This is a genomic window from Bacillus sp. FSL K6-1033 (assembly GCF_038630765.1).
Classification (GTDB): domain Bacteria; phylum Bacillota; class Bacilli; order Bacillales; family Bacillaceae; genus Bacillus; species Bacillus altitudinis.
In genome coordinates, this window is sequence record NZ_CP152041.1 from 3,128,487 (window position 1) to 3,143,995 (window position 15,509).

At 40.0% G+C, this 15,509-nt stretch carries 12 protein-coding genes; 7 read left to right on the forward strand and 5 right to left on the reverse strand.

Going from position 1 to position 15,509, the window contains the following annotated elements:
• Window positions 1-2: 2 nt before the first annotated feature.
• Together MHH31_RS16135 and MHH31_RS16140 are read right to left on the reverse strand one after the other, a co-directional pair.
• Window positions 3-1,094: a DUF4097 domain-containing protein gene (locus tag MHH31_RS16135; protein WP_342495005.1), complete on the reverse strand. Its 1,092-nt coding sequence runs from the start codon at window positions 1,092-1,094 to the stop codon at window positions 3-5.
• An 11-nt stretch (window positions 1,095-1,105) separates the two neighbouring features.
• Window positions 1,106-1,441 (reverse strand): hypothetical protein, encoded by a 336-nt coding sequence (locus tag MHH31_RS16140; protein ID WP_008348186.1) that lies wholly within the window; start codon window positions 1,439-1,441, stop codon window positions 1,106-1,108.
• A gap of 197 nt (window positions 1,442-1,638) precedes the next feature.
• Between MHH31_RS16140 and MHH31_RS16145 the strand changes: the two genes are divergently transcribed.
• Window positions 1,639-1,869: a hypothetical protein gene (locus tag MHH31_RS16145; RefSeq protein WP_008348188.1), complete on the forward strand. Its 231-nt coding sequence runs from the start codon at window positions 1,639-1,641 to the stop codon at window positions 1,867-1,869.
• Window positions 1,870-1,901: 32 nt separating this feature from the next.
• On the opposite strand, the gene uvrA is transcribed toward MHH31_RS16145, so the two are convergent.
• The 3 genes from uvrA to MHH31_RS16160 all read right to left on the reverse strand — a co-directional run bounded on the left by uvrA (window position 1,902) and on the right by MHH31_RS16160 (window position 7,307).
• Window positions 1,902-4,778 (reverse strand): excinuclease ABC subunit UvrA, encoded by a 2,877-nt coding sequence (uvrA, locus tag MHH31_RS16150; RefSeq protein WP_017357887.1) that lies wholly within the window; start codon window positions 4,776-4,778, stop codon window positions 1,902-1,904.
• A 7-nt stretch (window positions 4,779-4,785) separates the two neighbouring features.
• Window positions 4,786-6,771 carry an excinuclease ABC subunit UvrB gene (gene uvrB, locus MHH31_RS16155; RefSeq protein ID WP_073412837.1) on the reverse strand — a complete coding sequence of 662 codons (1,986 nt, stop codon included), beginning with the start codon at window positions 6,769-6,771 and terminating at the stop codon, window positions 4,786-4,788.
• A gap of 290 nt (window positions 6,772-7,061) precedes the next feature.
• A complete protein-coding gene (locus MHH31_RS16160) occupies window positions 7,062-7,307 on the reverse strand; it encodes a CsbA family protein (protein ID WP_008348197.1) in 246 nt (81 codons plus the stop codon).
• Between the two features lie 284 nt (window positions 7,308-7,591).
• On the opposite strand from MHH31_RS16160, the gene MHH31_RS16165 reads away from it, so the two are divergent.
• The 6 genes from MHH31_RS16165 to MHH31_RS16190 all read left to right on the forward strand — a co-directional run bounded on the left by MHH31_RS16165 (window position 7,592) and on the right by MHH31_RS16190 (window position 15,505).
• The gene (locus MHH31_RS16165) at window positions 7,592-10,117 is read left to right on the forward strand and encodes a PEP/pyruvate-binding domain-containing protein (RefSeq protein WP_144679144.1); all 2,526 of its coding nucleotides are present in this window, start codon (window positions 7,592-7,594) and stop codon (window positions 10,115-10,117) included.
• Between the two features lie 90 nt (window positions 10,118-10,207).
• The gene (locus MHH31_RS16170; RefSeq protein WP_008348201.1) at window positions 10,208-10,780 is read left to right on the forward strand and encodes a TetR/AcrR family transcriptional regulator; all 573 of its coding nucleotides are present in this window, start codon (window positions 10,208-10,210) and stop codon (window positions 10,778-10,780) included.
• A 40-nt stretch (window positions 10,781-10,820) separates the two neighbouring features.
• Window positions 10,821-12,155, forward strand: coding sequence for an MFS transporter (locus tag MHH31_RS16175; RefSeq protein WP_212359823.1), 1,335 nt, complete (start codon window positions 10,821-10,823; stop codon window positions 12,153-12,155).
• Between the two features lie 268 nt (window positions 12,156-12,423).
• Window positions 12,424-13,407 (forward strand): YncE family protein, encoded by a 984-nt coding sequence (locus MHH31_RS16180; RefSeq protein WP_144679143.1) that lies wholly within the window; start codon window positions 12,424-12,426, stop codon window positions 13,405-13,407.
• A complete protein-coding gene (locus MHH31_RS16185; RefSeq protein ID WP_025208049.1) occupies window positions 13,404-14,090 on the forward strand; it encodes a response regulator transcription factor in 687 nt (228 codons plus the stop codon). Before MHH31_RS16180 ends, MHH31_RS16185 begins: the two co-directional genes overlap by 4 nt.
• The gene (locus MHH31_RS16190) at window positions 14,087-15,505 is read left to right on the forward strand and encodes an ATP-binding protein (RefSeq protein ID WP_058336972.1); all 1,419 of its coding nucleotides are present in this window, start codon (window positions 14,087-14,089) and stop codon (window positions 15,503-15,505) included. The genes MHH31_RS16185 and MHH31_RS16190 overlap by 4 nt, the downstream gene beginning before the upstream one ends.
• Window positions 15,506-15,509: the final 4 nt, after the last annotated feature.

Below are 15,509 nucleotides of genomic sequence, written 5' to 3' on the forward strand. Positions count from 1 at the left end.
AATCACTCCTTGTCTGATTGGTGCTTTACTTGGATTGAGCCTGTTTTTGTTTCTGCAAAAATGGATATATTGTGCTCCGCCTGTTGATTGGCTTTGATCATTTTCTCTTTTTGCAGCGTTTCATTTTTCTCTTTAATCATATTTGCATCAAGCAGCTCATGAGAGATCGATCCGAGATTGCTTTTCAGCTCTGCAGTCACTGCACAAGCACGCGGAATCTGAACGTCCACACTGCCTGTTGTCGTTTTTGCATAGATCGAACGGCATTTCTCATCTGACAGCTGAACAGCAATGTTCCCATTGAAGCTCTGTGCATCAATTGATTCACTTTTCCCGCGCAGGTCAATGAGCCCATTAATGGTTTCTACTTCAATCATACCACACTCGTGATCAGCCAGTTTGATTTGTCCATTTGCTGTTTCAATTCCGACTTTTTCTGCTTGTAAAGAGGCAAAAGAGACGACGCCATTTGTTGTTTTTGCAGCCAGTTCTTTTGTCTTTAGCTTTTCCCCGCGAATCGGTCCATTAAACAGTTTGACTTTGATTTTATCGTATTGGATACGTGGTACATACAGGGTGACATTGACCTTCATGGTCTTCTTTTCAGTTCGGATAAAAAATTTGTCCCCTTCAAGCCCGCAATCCAGATGTTGAAGAAATTGCTGTCTTGCCTGCTCTCCATCCTCTGCACGGTAAATTTTCGCATGACACTCTGCCCGAGCATCCCCATCATCCCAAGGCATCAAATTGAGACTGCCGTTTGCCAATTGAATATCTAAATGAGACAGTGCCGCGTCTTTGAATTGAAAAATGTGTTCAACGTCGACGGACTGTCCAAAGTTCAAATCAAGATCTACATCTTTGACCTTTTTCACCGCCGAATCTAACCATCCAAACAGCTTTGCACCGAGGTTTTCAGTACCAGTTCCTTTATTCTCTGTGCCAGCTTTTTCTTCATGAAAGGTATGATCAGCCGTTGGTTTTTCTAGTGAAATGGACTGATTTTCTTCTAGTTTTTCAAGCAGCGTAATCGCTTCTTTTGCAGATAATGTCCCGTCTTCTACTAATTTTAAAATGCGTTCTTTTTCATTCATACAAAGCCCTCCTACGATTTGATGGATTGAAGCACTTTAATACCTTGAATGATATTCCAAATGACAGAGATCAAAAAGCCAATGGCGACTAAAAAGGACAAGATAAGTACGGTGAACACTGGAACGAGTGAGTCGCTTGCCTGTGTCGTCAATAAAAAGGGGATAGCTCCAAAAACCAGCAGCACACACGCTGCGACTGGCAAAACATGTGACCACAATGCACGCAGCGAATGCCGTTTCGTTTCCTTTTGATCCACTACAAAATATGCCACGATCGGTACAATAAACGGCATGAAAAATACACTAAAATAACAAATAGATGCAATGATCGACTGATCTCTGTTCATATATATTCGCTCCTTCATGATGAAAATTCCTTTCTAACTCATACGTTTATGGCGTATAAAAAGTTTCAAACTCATTCGATTTACATATGACCTTAGACACAAATTATTTCTTTTTGCACCTAAGTGTAGATTCTTCATGGATTACCCTTTAAAATATGTTGAAAAGATGGTGATTATCATTATAGGGGGTAATTATTTTGACAGATCATCATAATGCTAACCACACGGCACAAACGCTTTTAGACCTTATACAGAAACAGAAAAGCATGAACAGCGATATGATCAAGGAGCTAGAGGCCATTCATCCGTCTCATCCGAAGTATGGTGATATCCGTTATTTAAAAGTACTGCTCGATAGTAGCAGCACTCATATTTTAAAGGATTTAACGCACCTCAGTAACTTAATGCCAAAGGAAGATGTGCAATAAAAGGAAAACCCCTCTTTCGGAGGGGTTTTTCTTTATGAGGATGTCACACTTTCTGTTTCTTTGACTAACTGTTTCATTCGCTCACGATCACGCTCTAAAATCGGTTTTAAGTATCGACCGGTGTAAGAAGCTTCTTCTTTAGCAATGTGTTCAGGTGTTCCTGAAGCAATAATCGTTCCTCCACCAGCACCGCCTTCTGGTCCTAGATCAACAAGGTAATCGGCTGCCTTAATAATATCAAGGTTGTGCTCAATGACCAATACCGTATCCCCGTTTTCGACCAAGCGCTGGAGCACTTTTAACAACCTAGCAATATCATCCACATGAAGACCCGTTGTCGGTTCGTCTAAAATATACAAGGATCTTCCGTTTGAACGGCGGTGAAGCTCGGATGCCAATTTCACGCGCTGCGCCTCTCCACCAGACAATGTCGTGGCAGGCTGCCCAAGTGTAATGTATCCTAATCCAACATCAAAGATCGTTTGCAGCTTCCGCTTAATTTTCGGGATATTCTCGAAAAATTGAAGTGCGTCCTCTACCGTCATTTCAAGCACATCGGAAATATTTTTCCCTTTATACGTGACCTCTAACGTCTCGCGGTTATAACGTTTCCCGTGACACACTTCACAAGGCACATATACATCAGGTAAAAAGTGCATTTCAATTTTAATAATGCCATCTCCACGACACGCTTCGCAGCGTCCACCTTTCACGTTAAAGCTGAATCGCCCTTTTTTATAGCCTCGTACCTTCGCTTCATTGGTTTGCGCAAAGACATCCCGCACGTCATCAAATACACCTGTATACGTAGCAGGATTGGATCTTGGTGTACGGCCAATTGGAGATTGATCAATATCAATGACTTTGTCTAAGTGATCCATTCCTTTGATTTCTTTGTGCTGTCCTGGCTTCGCTTTTGCTCTGTGCAGTTTTTGGGCAAGGGATTTCAATAAAATTTCATTCACAAGTGTACTTTTCCCTGATCCTGACACACCTGTCACAGCGGTAAAGACACCTAAAGGAAACTTCGCATTCACGTTTTTAAGGTTGTTTTCTTTTGCCCCTTTAATTTCAATGAATCGGCCGTCAGGCTTTCGTCTCTCAATCGGAAGCGGGATGAATTTCTCACCAGATAAATATTGTCCAGTCAACGATTTTGGGTCTTTCATGACTTCTTCTGGTGTTCCAGCTGAAATCACTTCTCCTCCATGAACCCCTGCACCTGGTCCAATATCAATGAGATAATCAGCGGCAAGCATCGTATCTTCATCATGTTCTACGACAATCAGTGTGTTTCCGATATCACGCATGTTTTTCAATGTTCCAATCAATCGGTCATTATCCCGTTGATGCAGACCAATCGATGGTTCATCTAAAATATAAAGAACGCCTGTCAGTCTTGATCCAATTTGTGTCGCCAAACGAATCCGCTGCGCCTCCCCGCCTGATAATGTGCCAGCAGACCGGCTTAATGTCAAATAATCTAATCCGACATTATTTAAGAAGGATAAGCGCTCTTTGATTTCACGTAAAATGAGCTGGGCAATCTGCAAATCTTTCTCAGATAACTCAATTTTCTCATAGAAATCAAGGGCATCAGATACAGACAAATCGGTCATTTCTCCGATATGTTTGCCATTGATGAGAACCGCAAGTGTTTCTTTTTTCAGGCGATATCCTTTACAGGTCGGACATGGCTGATTGGCCATATATTTTTCCATCTGCTCCCGAATATAATCGGAGCTCGTTTCCTTGTAGCGCCGTTCAATGTTACGAAGCACACCTTCAAACTCGATTTCATTTTCACGGACCTGGCCAAAATCATTTTCATATTTAAAATAAATCAGCTCAGAGCCGCTACCATATAAAATTTTATCAAATAAATGCGCCGGAATATCTTTTACTGGAATATCCATGTCAATTCCATAGTGTGTACATACCGCCTCAAGAAGCTGCGGGTAATATTGTGAGCTTTGAGGCTCCCATGGGGCAATGGCATGCTGACGTAAAGTCAAATCCTTATTCGGAATCACAAGCTCTGGATCTACTTCTAGTTTAGAACCAAGCCCATCACAGCTTGAGCAGGCACCGAAAGGGCTATTAAACGAGAACATTCTCGGCTCAAGTTCCCCAATAGAGAATCCGCAGTGCGGACAAGCATGATGCTCACTAAATAACAGCTCCTCTTGTCCAATCACATCGATCATCACACGACCTTCACCAAGTCGGAGTGCCGTTTCAAGAGAATCAGACAACCGTGCAGCCACGCCTTCTTTCACGACAATTCGATCAATCACCACTTCAATGGAATGCTTTTTATTCTTTTCAAGCTCGATCTCTTCTGACAGGTCCTCCATCTCGCCATCAACTCTGACTCGAACGTAGCCCTGCTTCCGAATTTGATCAAGTACTTTCACGTGTGTTCCCTTACGTCCAGATACGATCGGCGCAAGCACTTGTAGTTTCGTTCGTTCTGGATACTCTAAAATACGGTCTGTCATTTGCTCAATCGTCTGTGATGTAATTTCGATCCCATGAATAGGACAAATCGGTTTTCCGACTCGAGCATATAATAGACGCAAGTAATCATAAATTTCTGTAACAGTCCCAACGGTTGATCGAGGGTTTCTGCTTGTCGTTTTCTGGTCAATACTAATCGCTGGAGAAAGCCCTTCAATCGCATCTACATCTGGTTTGTCCATTTGACCGAGAAATTGACGTGCATAGGCTGACAGTGATTCAACATACCTGCGCTGACCTTCTGCATAAATGGTATCGAAGGCAAGCGACGATTTTCCCGAACCAGATAAACCCGTAATGACCACTAGCTGATCGCGCGGGATATTGACATCAATATTTTTAAGGTTGTGGGCTCTTGCCCCTTTCACCTCTATTCGTTCCATAGCCATCTGGCATTCATCCTTCCGCTTTTAGCTCTAGCAATAGATCTCTTAATTCTGCTGCTTTTTCAAAATCAAGCGCTTTTGCTGCATCTTTCATTTCCATCTCGACGTTTTCGATCACTTTTTCTCGTTCTTTTTTGCTCATTTTTGACAACTTTGGTGCTGCTTTTGTTTCGTATTCTTCCGAATCCTCATGTACTTTTGTTGCCTTGATCACATCTCGAATCTTCTTATGGATCGTTTGCGGAGTGATACCAAATTTCTCATTATACGCTTCTTGCTGCTCACGTCTCCGCTTTGTTTCTTGTATGGCAATGTCCATTGATTTCGTCATATTGTCTGCATACATAATAACCCGGCCTTCTGCATTTCTTGCAGCACGGCCAATCGTCTGGATGAGGGATCTTTCTGAACGTAAAAAGCCTTCTTTATCCGCATCTAAAATCGCCACGAGCGACACCTCTGGAATATCCAAACCTTCTCGAAGAAGGTTGATCCCAACAAGCACATCATATTTTCCGAGACGTAAATCACGAATAATCTCAATCCGCTCTAGTGTCTTAATTTCTGAGTGCAGATAATTGACCTTGATTCCGATTTCTTTCAGATAATCTGTCAGATCCTCAGACATTTTCTTCGTTAAAGTCGTCACAAGCACACGCTCATTTTTCTCAACCCTTGCATGAATTTCCCCAATTAAGTCATCGATTTGTCCTTCAATCGGACGGACTTCAATGATTGGATCAAGCAAACCGGTTGGTCGAATAATTTGTTCCACAACCTCTGGCGTTTTCTCAAGCTCGTATGGGCCAGGTGTTGCGGATACATGCACAATATGGTTAATGTGTTTTTCAAACTCAGCAAATGTGAGTGGTCTATTATCAAGTGCTGACGGCAGACGGAATCCGTGATCAACAAGCACTTGTTTTCTTGCCTGGTCCCCATTGTACATGGCGCGAATTTGCGGGATGGTCACGTGTGACTCATCGACAACAATCATAAAATCATCCGGAAAATAATCAAGCAATGTGTAAGGTGTTGAACCGGGCGGACGTAAGGTGAGATGTCTTGAGTAGTTCTCAATCCCTGAACAAAAGCCCATCTCTCTCATCATCTCAAGGTCATACCTTGTCCGCTGCTCAAGACGCTGTGCTTCAAGTAGTTTTCCGTTTTCACGAAGCTTTTCCAACTGTTCCTCAAGCTCTTTTTCAATATTAATAATCGCTTTTTCCATCTTTTCTTCTCTTGTGACGAAGTGAGATGCTGGGAAAATAGCAACGTGGTCACGATCACCGAGAATTTCTCCAGTGAGAGCATCTACTTCACGAATACGTTCAATTTCATCACCGAAAAACTCCACTCTGATACAATGCTCATCTCGTGAAGCAGGAAAAATTTCAACGACGTCTCCTCGAACTCTGAAGGTTCCGCGCTGAAAATCTATATCATTACGAGAATACTGAATATCCACAAGCTTACGCAGCAGTTGATTGCGTTCAATTTCCATTTCAGTTCGTAAAGACAGCACAAGCTCTCTGTATTCTTCAGGAGAACCTAAGCCATAAATACAGGACACACTGGCAATGATGATGACATCTCTTCGCTCAAATAATGAGGATGTGGCGGAGTGTCTTAGCTTATCGATCTCATCATTAATACTGGCATCCTTTTCAATAAATGTATCAGTTTGAGGCACGTACGCCTCAGGCTGGTAATAATCATAATAACTCACAAAATATTCAACAGCATTATTCGGAAAGAATTCCTTAAACTCGCTGTATAATTGTCCGGCAAGTGTCTTATTATGCGCAATGACAAGTGTTGGTTTGTTCACTTCTTTGATCAGGTTAGATACAGTAAAGGTCTTTCCCGTACCTGTAGCACCTAATAGCGTTTGATGCTGTTTCCCCTGATGGATGCCCTCCACAAGCTTTTCAATGGCTTTTGGCTGATCTCCTTGGGGCTGATAGTTAGAAACTAATTCAAAGCGGTCACTCACATCAAAGCCTCCGTTTCGTTACGAAATCTATCTAATGAATATATTATCATAAAAGAACACAAAAATACGAACTAAAGTTCGTGTCTGACTTGATTTTTATTTCCAATACAACCATACCCTCTCTGCCGTGGCTCATAACCCTCTAAAGAAACCTTCCTTTCAGTATGGAACATTTTGGAGCGAGATATTCGATCAGCAGAAAAACCACAAAAAAGAAAGCTGCACTCACTAGAATCGTAAGCACAGCTCCTGCAATCAAAAACATTTTCTTTTCATCAAGAGGGATCACATCAATGATGTTTTTCAGCCTTCTCTCTTTTTTCGACTTCTTTCTTGGCCATAAACAATGCCCCGGCCACTAAAGAAATAATATCTAATCCTACGATAAAGTAGGTTTCTGTATAGCCTTTCATATACGAAGCAAATAAAAGCGCTGCTGTTAATGCAATGCCAACGTAATGATTATAAGTAACCTTTGAAAATAAAATAACGAGCAAGAAAGGAAAAACAAGTGCAAATATGGCTTTTGTAATCACAAAAACCCTCCCTCTACATGGTCTACTCCCTTGATTATAGTAAAGATTGGCATAATGAACAATTCACAGTTTTCAATTTCAGCTTTTTTCTTCTCGGTTGAAGACTTTTGATATAGATGAGGAGGAAAATTAGTGAAAACGTCCCCTTTCTAAAGATAGGTCTTTACGTCTTTGACAGTTACATCCAATAAATTCTATGATGAAAATGATAGTGCGCACTATCATTTTAAAAAACAAAAAGAGACAAATGAAACCATTGGCTATTTGGATAAGGGGGCATTCCCATGTATTCAGTATTATTTCATGCGGCTGAAGAATCCGCATCACTCGCAGGGGCAAAAGGCGTGAATTTAATTAAATTAAACAATCACGGACTGCCAGTTCCAGATGGATTTATTATTAAAACGAACAGCTTTGCAAGCTTTCTTTCATATCACAATTTCCATCCAACTGATCAAAATCTTGCCCGAAAAATCACAGAAGCTTCGTTTCCTTCACAAATGGAGACAGAATTACTTTCATCCTTTCAATCATTGTTGAAAACATATCCATCCGTTGCAGTGCGATCCTCTTCTGTTGCGGAAGATCTTGAAGGCGCCTCCTTTGCAGGTCAATACGAGACCTATTTAAATATCAAAACAAATGAAGAATTCTTGCAAGCCGTCAAAGAATGTTGGTCGTCTTACTTCGCAGCAAGAGTCACAGAATATAAGGAAGAAATGATTGAGAACGAGGAAGAGATGCCGCTCATGGCTGTTGTTGTACAAGGCTTGATCCATTCTGACATCTCTGGTGTCATCTTTAGTGAGAATCCTGTATCAGGAAAAACAAACGAAGTCATGATGACTGCAAGCTATGGACTAGGAGAAGCCATCGTCTCCGGCCTTGTGACGCCAGATACATTTATTGTAAACAAAGAAACGTACTCTATTGAAAAATCACTAGGAACAAAAGAAGTGCAAATTGTCCCCTGTCAAGAGGGCGTCGTTGAACAACCCGTAGGTGAGGAGATGGCTGGCCAATTTTGTCTTCGAGATGATCAATTGATCCAAATCACGAAAATGACAAAACAAGTAGAAGAACTTTATGGACATGGAGTAGATATCGAATTCGGCATGTCAGATGGTACTTTTTATTTACTTCAAGCAAGACCGATTACTGCTTCTTTTTCCAATACAGCAAATGGCTCCTCAGGTGCAGCCTTTCAAATGAAACCTGAAGAGCTGCAAGACTTCTGGATCTCAATGGACGATCATATGCCTGGACCCACAAGTCCTCTTTTTTCAAGTTTGATCATACCTGCTTTAAAAAACGGGATGAAGAAAAACGGAGAGAAGTATCAAGTACCAGACCTTAATATTAAAGATATCAAGCTTTATAGAGGTCATTTGTATTCTTCACCGTCCATGCCAGAAGCGTCAGAGGAACCAGTTTTTGACGAGAGCCTATTCGAAATGTTTCCTCGTTTAAGCGAAAGAATGTATCGCATTTTAAAGCAAAACTTGTTCCCATTATACGAAAAACTTGATCAGCAAATCACTCAACCGCTAACAATTGAGGAAGCCATTAATGGCTTTCAAGAATTAAAGGAGATTTATCTAAGAGCGTATGACGACCATTTTGATATTGTCATACCTCAAGTCATTCTATCAGCGATCATTGAAGACATGCTTGTCACATATACTGGGGATCAAACACAAGTCGTTCTGCTGCATGAAATGATGATAGGTGTGATGAACAAGTCTCTTGAAACAGATCAAAAGCTATCTCACTTGGCAAAAGACGTTCTTCAAGATTCCGAGCTTCTTCAGGCATTTAAAGATCATTCAACGAATGCTGAACTATTATTTGCCCTCAATCACACAGATAAAGGAAAAAACTTCATTTCCGACGTAGAAGCTTTTCTCCAAGTCTATGGTTGGCGGTCTGTTAAAAGCCATGATTTCACAGAGGAAACATGGGTGGAAAATCCTGAATTTGTCTTGGACATCATTAGAAACAACATTCGGTATCAATCTGATTTTGATGAAGAATTTGCACAAGCCGTGATCAAAAGGCAAGAAACGTATGAACAGTTTATCAGTCAAGTGACAGATGAAGCGTTTAAAACAAAATTTGAGGAACTTTATCATTTTGCACTCCATGCAGCCAATATTCGAGATGATCATCACTTTTACATTGATGCCATGTTAGATGCAAAAGCGAGACTCTATCTCTTAAAAATTGGTGAACTTCTTGTTCAAAAAGGAGCGATCCCTCATCAAGAAGACCTTTGGTATCTTTACGATGATGAAGTACTCAATGCGCTCACAACTTCGACCACATACGATTCGATCATTCAGCAAAGAAAAATTGAAATGAAGGAAAATGAATCCATCCAACCACCAGCTTATACAGGAACGCCTTCTGAAGCTGAATTGCAGCAAGTAGAAAGAATGCTCGGTTCGCTAAGGGAAAATGAAAACAACACAGACGATGCAATCTATGGAATTGGTGCATCTAGCGGCATTACTTCCGGAAGAGTCAGAGTCATTACATCTGCTGATGAATTTTCACAATTTGAGAAAGATGACATTTTAGTTTGTAAAACAACGACACCTTTATGGACCAGCTTATTTAGAGACGCAAAAGCAGTCATCACCGATTCTGGCGGCATTTTGTCCCATTCCGCTATTATCGCTAGAGAATATATGATACCTGCTGTCTTAGGTACACGGATCGCAACTGAAAAACTAAAATCTGGTGACCTCGTGACAGTAGATGGAGCCAATGGGCGTATCCAGTTATTAAATCAGCATTCACGGGCATAGTCGTCACTGTTTGGATCATATTGGCGGTCACAGATTTTATCGGTATACTTACTTTGTTGCAAACACATTCATAACCTGAGGTGAGTATGCTTGTTAAAATCAACAAATCAGCGGATCATTCGCGCAACAATGGAATTATTGTCTGAAAAGGGCTATCAAAAAACAACGACAAAAGAAATTGCGACAAAAGCGAATGTAAGTGAAGCGACAATTTTTCGTAACTTTAAAAACAAACGCGGCGTGATTGCTGCCATTATGAAAATGAAATCAACACCGACCAAAACCCTTGAAGCTGAATTTAAAGACGATTTATACACCGATTTAAAATTTCTCGGTAGCTATTTCCTTGAAGATTTGACTTCAAAAAAAGAATTTATCTATATCAGCATGAGAGAACCCGCTATGTTTAAAGATTTAACAGACCATGAAAAAATTTATCCTCAAGAATTGAGAGACATGCTGATTCATTATTTCAAAAAAATGAGTGCTCAGCATCGTGTATTAGAAGGAAAAGAAGACATCTATGCTGATATATTTATTAGCACGTATTTTGGCTTTTTCATTCAACAGCTAGAGCAAGACATTCAGCTTGTTTTAACACAAAAAGAAGACTTTATTGAGACATGCACACACATTTTCATGAGAGGAATTTCTCCCACTTAATTGGGTGAAATTCTTCTTTTTTACAAAGGTGGTAAACACATTGAATCTTAAAAAAGAGAACTTGATCATTTATTCTTTGCTGCTTGGAGCTATTTTAGTTCCAGTCAATTCAACCATGATCGCAGTCGCTCTATCATCCATATCAACTTATTACGAGCAATCCATATCAAACATTACTTGGGTGGTCACAATTTATCTAATTGTCATGGCAGTCACTCAACCTATTGCGGGTAAGCTGGGAGATATATACGGCCACCGCAGCATGTATTTAGCTGGTGTGATACTCTTTTTGGTTGGCTCCATTGGATGTGCTTTCGCACCTAATCTTGCTTTTCTTATTAGCTTCCGATCAATTCAAGCGGCAGGCGGAGCTATATTAACACCGAACAGCATTGCTTTAATTCGAGCAACAGTATCACATGAAAAGCTTTCTAAAACTATGGGTTTTTTCGGTTTTGGAGCGGGAATTGGTGCCGCACTTGGACCTTTTATCGGCTCTATTCTCATTCAGAGCTTTGACTGGCATTCCATTTTCCTAGTGAATATACCATTTTTGATTCTCACACTTGTGACAGGCGTTTTTATGATTCCGAAGATGAAACATACGCGTTTACAAGCCAATGTAGATATCATCGGTTCGTTATACTTAACAATCGGGATCGCCACACTCATTTTGTTTACTAAAAGCCAATTATTAAACGAATACATGATCTATGGCGTTCTAGCGGTCATTTCCATTCCTTTATTTTTCAAACACGTACGGAAAGTTACAAATCCCATCATTGATTTAACATTATTTAAAAACAGTACCTTTACGAACGCTAACCTTTCTATCATGCTTAGTAATTTTGTGATGTACGCGATTCTTCTCATTATGCCGCTGTTTATGGAGCAAAAACTCGCGCTTTCTCATACACAAAGCGGGATTTTCCTTTCGATCTTTTCACTCTGTATGTCTATTAGTGGATTACTCGGGGCAAAGCTCCATCCAATAAAAGGTGCCAAAAAAATGATTCGATTTTCATTTCTCTGTCTTACTTTATCAGGTGTTATGCTGATCACACTAAGCAGCTACCCAAATTTACCACTCCTTATCATCACATTAGTCGCTGGGGGGATCTCATCAGGTATTGGCATGACTAGCATGCAGATGGCTTCTTTAACATCTGTTGATCAGAGTTTATCCGGCTCTGCATCTGGGATTTTTTCTACCTTTAGATATTTCGGAAGTATCATTTCATCTACTTTAATTGGTATATTAAGTGGTTTTCAATCTTTATTTATCATATTAATGGGCGCAGGTATTCTTGGTTTCCTCCTCTCTCATCGTCTAAAAACGAAACCCACTTCTCATTCATCTGAACACTCTGCTTAATGACTCCCTTCGCTCTATTTAGGGCGGGGGAGCTATGATTATTTGTTACTGTAACCGATTATGGATACAATGATCAAACTGTGAAAATGATCTTTTACTCATGAAAAAATGTCATATAAATAGACGAAAAAGAAATTTCAGCTTTCATTTACCTCTACTTCCCCACCTAAAAACTTCTTTTCATATCTTCCAGCATTCATAACTTCGATTTTTTTTCACAATTTTTGTGTTATGCTTTTTGAAAATAGAGCACCAAAGGAGCAGAAGGATGAAACGAGTGAAATATTTTTTAATATGCTTGCCAGCTCTACTATTTTTCCTAGCAGGCTGCGGAAAAGACCAGCAATTTACGCCCCCTGGCAGCTCTCAATCAATTGCTGTCATTTCTCAACTAAAAAAAGCCTCCTTTTCAATCGTTGATTTACAAAAAAATAAAATTGTCTCTTCCGTTGATTTAAAACATCCTCTCACTGATCTTGTTCACATCAACAAAGACGTGATCATTGCATCAAGTAAGGAAGGACAATCTCTTATAGAAATCAATTTAAAAAAAGGAACAGCAGCGGACTATATGAATGTGAATAAAGGTCTGACTTCACTTGCGTATGATGCGGATACCAACACTTTACTTGTGACCGATTCAGAGAAAAATGTCGTTTATTTTATCGATACAGTGCACAAGAAAATTAAAGCAACTGTGAAGACCGGGACATTACCCTCTTCTATGGCGTTGTCTTCTTCTGGAACGTTGTTTGTTTTAAATGCAAAAAGTCATTCTGTTTCAGTCATTGATATTGAAAAGAAAAAAAAGATACGAACGATTTCCGTCCTAGAACGGCCATCTGGCATTCATTTTGATGGGCATTCCATTTGGGTTGGAGGACACGGTAAACCGGGCACATTAAATAAGAGCATTTTTGCTTACGACCCTAAAACAGGTAAAAAACAGCGAGAAATCAAACTAGGTGTTATGCCAGTCGCATTTTTTTCAGAAAAAAACTCTTCTACTTTATATGTATTATGTCATGGAGACCATACACTATATAAAGTAAATACCGAGAAAAACAAACTGCTTTCCTCTGTTGAGACCGGTCAAAATCCGAATTATATCACTGCTGATTCCTCATCTATATATGTCAGTAACTTAGATGACAATTCAGTATCCGTCATCGACAAACATACATTTATGTTGAAGAACCGACTGAACATCCCAGCAGGACCTTATGCTATCATGTTGGAGGAAAAGAAATGAAAGAACAGATGAATATTTTAATAGTAGATGATGAATTAGATATGCTTGAGTTAATCGGATCCTTTTTGCAGAGACAAGGCTTTCACGTGATAACTGCAAATAATGGCACGGGCGCCTTACATCAGCTTGAAAAAGAGGCCATTGACCTTGTTGTATTGGATATTATGATGCCAGATATGGATGGATTCGAAGTCTGCCAGCGCATTAGGCAAACCTCTCAAATCCCCATTTTATTTTTAACAGCTAGAAGTTATGAAGAGGATCGCATTAAGGGGCTGGAAATTGGAGCAGACGACTACATCATGAAGCCTTTTAGTCTACGTGAGCTTGCAGCTAGAATTGAAACGACATTAAGACGAATTAGAGGTCTTTCTTTAAAGCGCAGTCGAATCATGATTGGTGACTTGGAGATCGATCAAGATGGCAGACAAGTCTATCTCAAGCAAGAGCCCATCAATTTAACAAGAAGAGAATTTGATTTACTTATGTTTCTTCTGCTCAATCAAGGCCAAGTCTTTTCCCGTGAACAGCTCTATCAAAAATTGTGGGAATCACACTCACCTAGTGGCTCTTTAAGAACAGTCGATACACATATTAAAACACTAAGACTGAAATTAAAGGAAGCGGAACGGTATATTAAGACCGTTTGGGGTGTCGGCTATAAGTTTGAGGAGGACAAATGAAGCCATTATCTATTAAAAGGAAAGTGCTTTTCTTAATCCTTTCCGTTATAGGCATCGTTGCTGCCTCAGCTCTTGCCCTGACTTATTACTTATACCAGCACTTATATATAGATAAACAGATTGACTCTTTAAGTTTACAAGGAAAGAAGCTGGCAGAAATCTATCACAAACACGGGAAAGACACATATTTTACTGACAGAATGAAGTGGGCAAATGACTCAAGTCAGGCAAGTGTTATTTTTACTGATGATCCTATGGAGCTTTCAAGCGGTATTCCTTTCGATACGAATACAAACGATAACCTCATTACGTTTAAAGAACGCCAAAAGCTTCTTCAGGGGAAAACAGTTGTGTTAATTAGAGAACACCCCCAGTTTCATCAAGATATTCTCGGAATTGCCATCCCTGTGTTCTCAAACAAAAATGATTTATCAGGAACCATTTTCCTCTCTATGCCTTTATCTGATGTGTATGAACCGTTTGTTCAAATTCGATTAACACTTGGCATCTCTATTTTAATTATCCTGCTTTTGATTTTCTTTATTGGATATAAAAGTTCTAATAAAGTCGTAAGGACGATCAATCAAATGAAAGAAATTGCAATGGAAATGGAATCTGGTGATTTTTCAAAACGCATGGCTGTGACCAAAAAAGGGGATGAGTTAAATCAGCTGAGCCGTTCCTTTAATAAACTGTCCTCTACCTTAGAAAAAGTTGAACAGCATCGCAGAGAGTTCCTTGCCAATGTCTCCCACGAACTGAGAACGCCTTTAAGTTATATGAAAGGCTATGCTGAAGGAATTGAAGAAGGCATTATTGATCAAAAGAAAGGCATGCAGATTATTCAAGACGAATCCACACGATTAAGCCGGCTCGTACATGACCTTCTTGATCTCGCACAGTTAGAGGGGGAATCTTACCCACTAACGATGGAGCCGATCGTCTTTGCGCAGCTTATTCATGATGTTCTTGATCAAATGACATTCATTGCTAGTCAAAAGAGAATCTCGTTCAACCGAGAACTTGAAGAGGACTGTATTATTTATGGTGATAGCGATCGACTTGAGCAAGTCATTCGTAATTTATTGGACAATGCCATCCATTACACGCCTTCAGGAAAATCGATTTCGATTGAATTATTCGTTCACCAACAAACTGCTGAATTGAGAATTACAGATGAAGGCAGCGGAATTCCAAAAGGAGATCTCCCTCATGTCTCTGAGCGTTTTTATCGAGTGAATAAAGCCCGCACAAGAAAAGATGGCGGCTCTGGTCTTGGACTAGCCATTGTTTATCAAATTATAAAAAAACATCGTGGCACGTTCGTTCTTCAATCTGAACAAGGCCTAGGTACGACCGCTATTATACAATTACCAAGTGCAGAGACCTCTGAAACTCCGCCTGTCTCCTCATAAAATA

Coding starts and splice junctions, on each gene's coding strand:
- MHH31_RS16135 (WP_342495005.1), bottom strand. CDS start 1,094: ATGAATGAAAAAGAACGCATTTTAAAATTAGTAGAAGACGGGACATTA.
- MHH31_RS16140 (WP_008348186.1), bottom strand. CDS start 1,441: ATGAACAGAGATCAGTCGATCATTGCATCTATTTGTTATTTTAGTGTA.
- uvrA (WP_017357887.1), bottom strand. CDS start 4,778: ATGGCTATGGAACGAATAGAGGTGAAAGGGGCAAGAGCCCACAACCTT.
- MHH31_RS16165 (WP_144679144.1), top strand. CDS start 7,592: ATGTATTCAGTATTATTTCATGCGGCTGAAGAATCCGCATCACTCGCA.
- MHH31_RS16180 (WP_144679143.1), top strand. CDS start 12,424: ATGAAACGAGTGAAATATTTTTTAATATGCTTGCCAGCTCTACTATTT.
- MHH31_RS16185 (WP_025208049.1), top strand. CDS start 13,404: ATGAAAGAACAGATGAATATTTTAATAGTAGATGATGAATTAGATATG.
- MHH31_RS16190 (WP_058336972.1), top strand. CDS start 14,087: ATGAAGCCATTATCTATTAAAAGGAAAGTGCTTTTCTTAATCCTTTCC.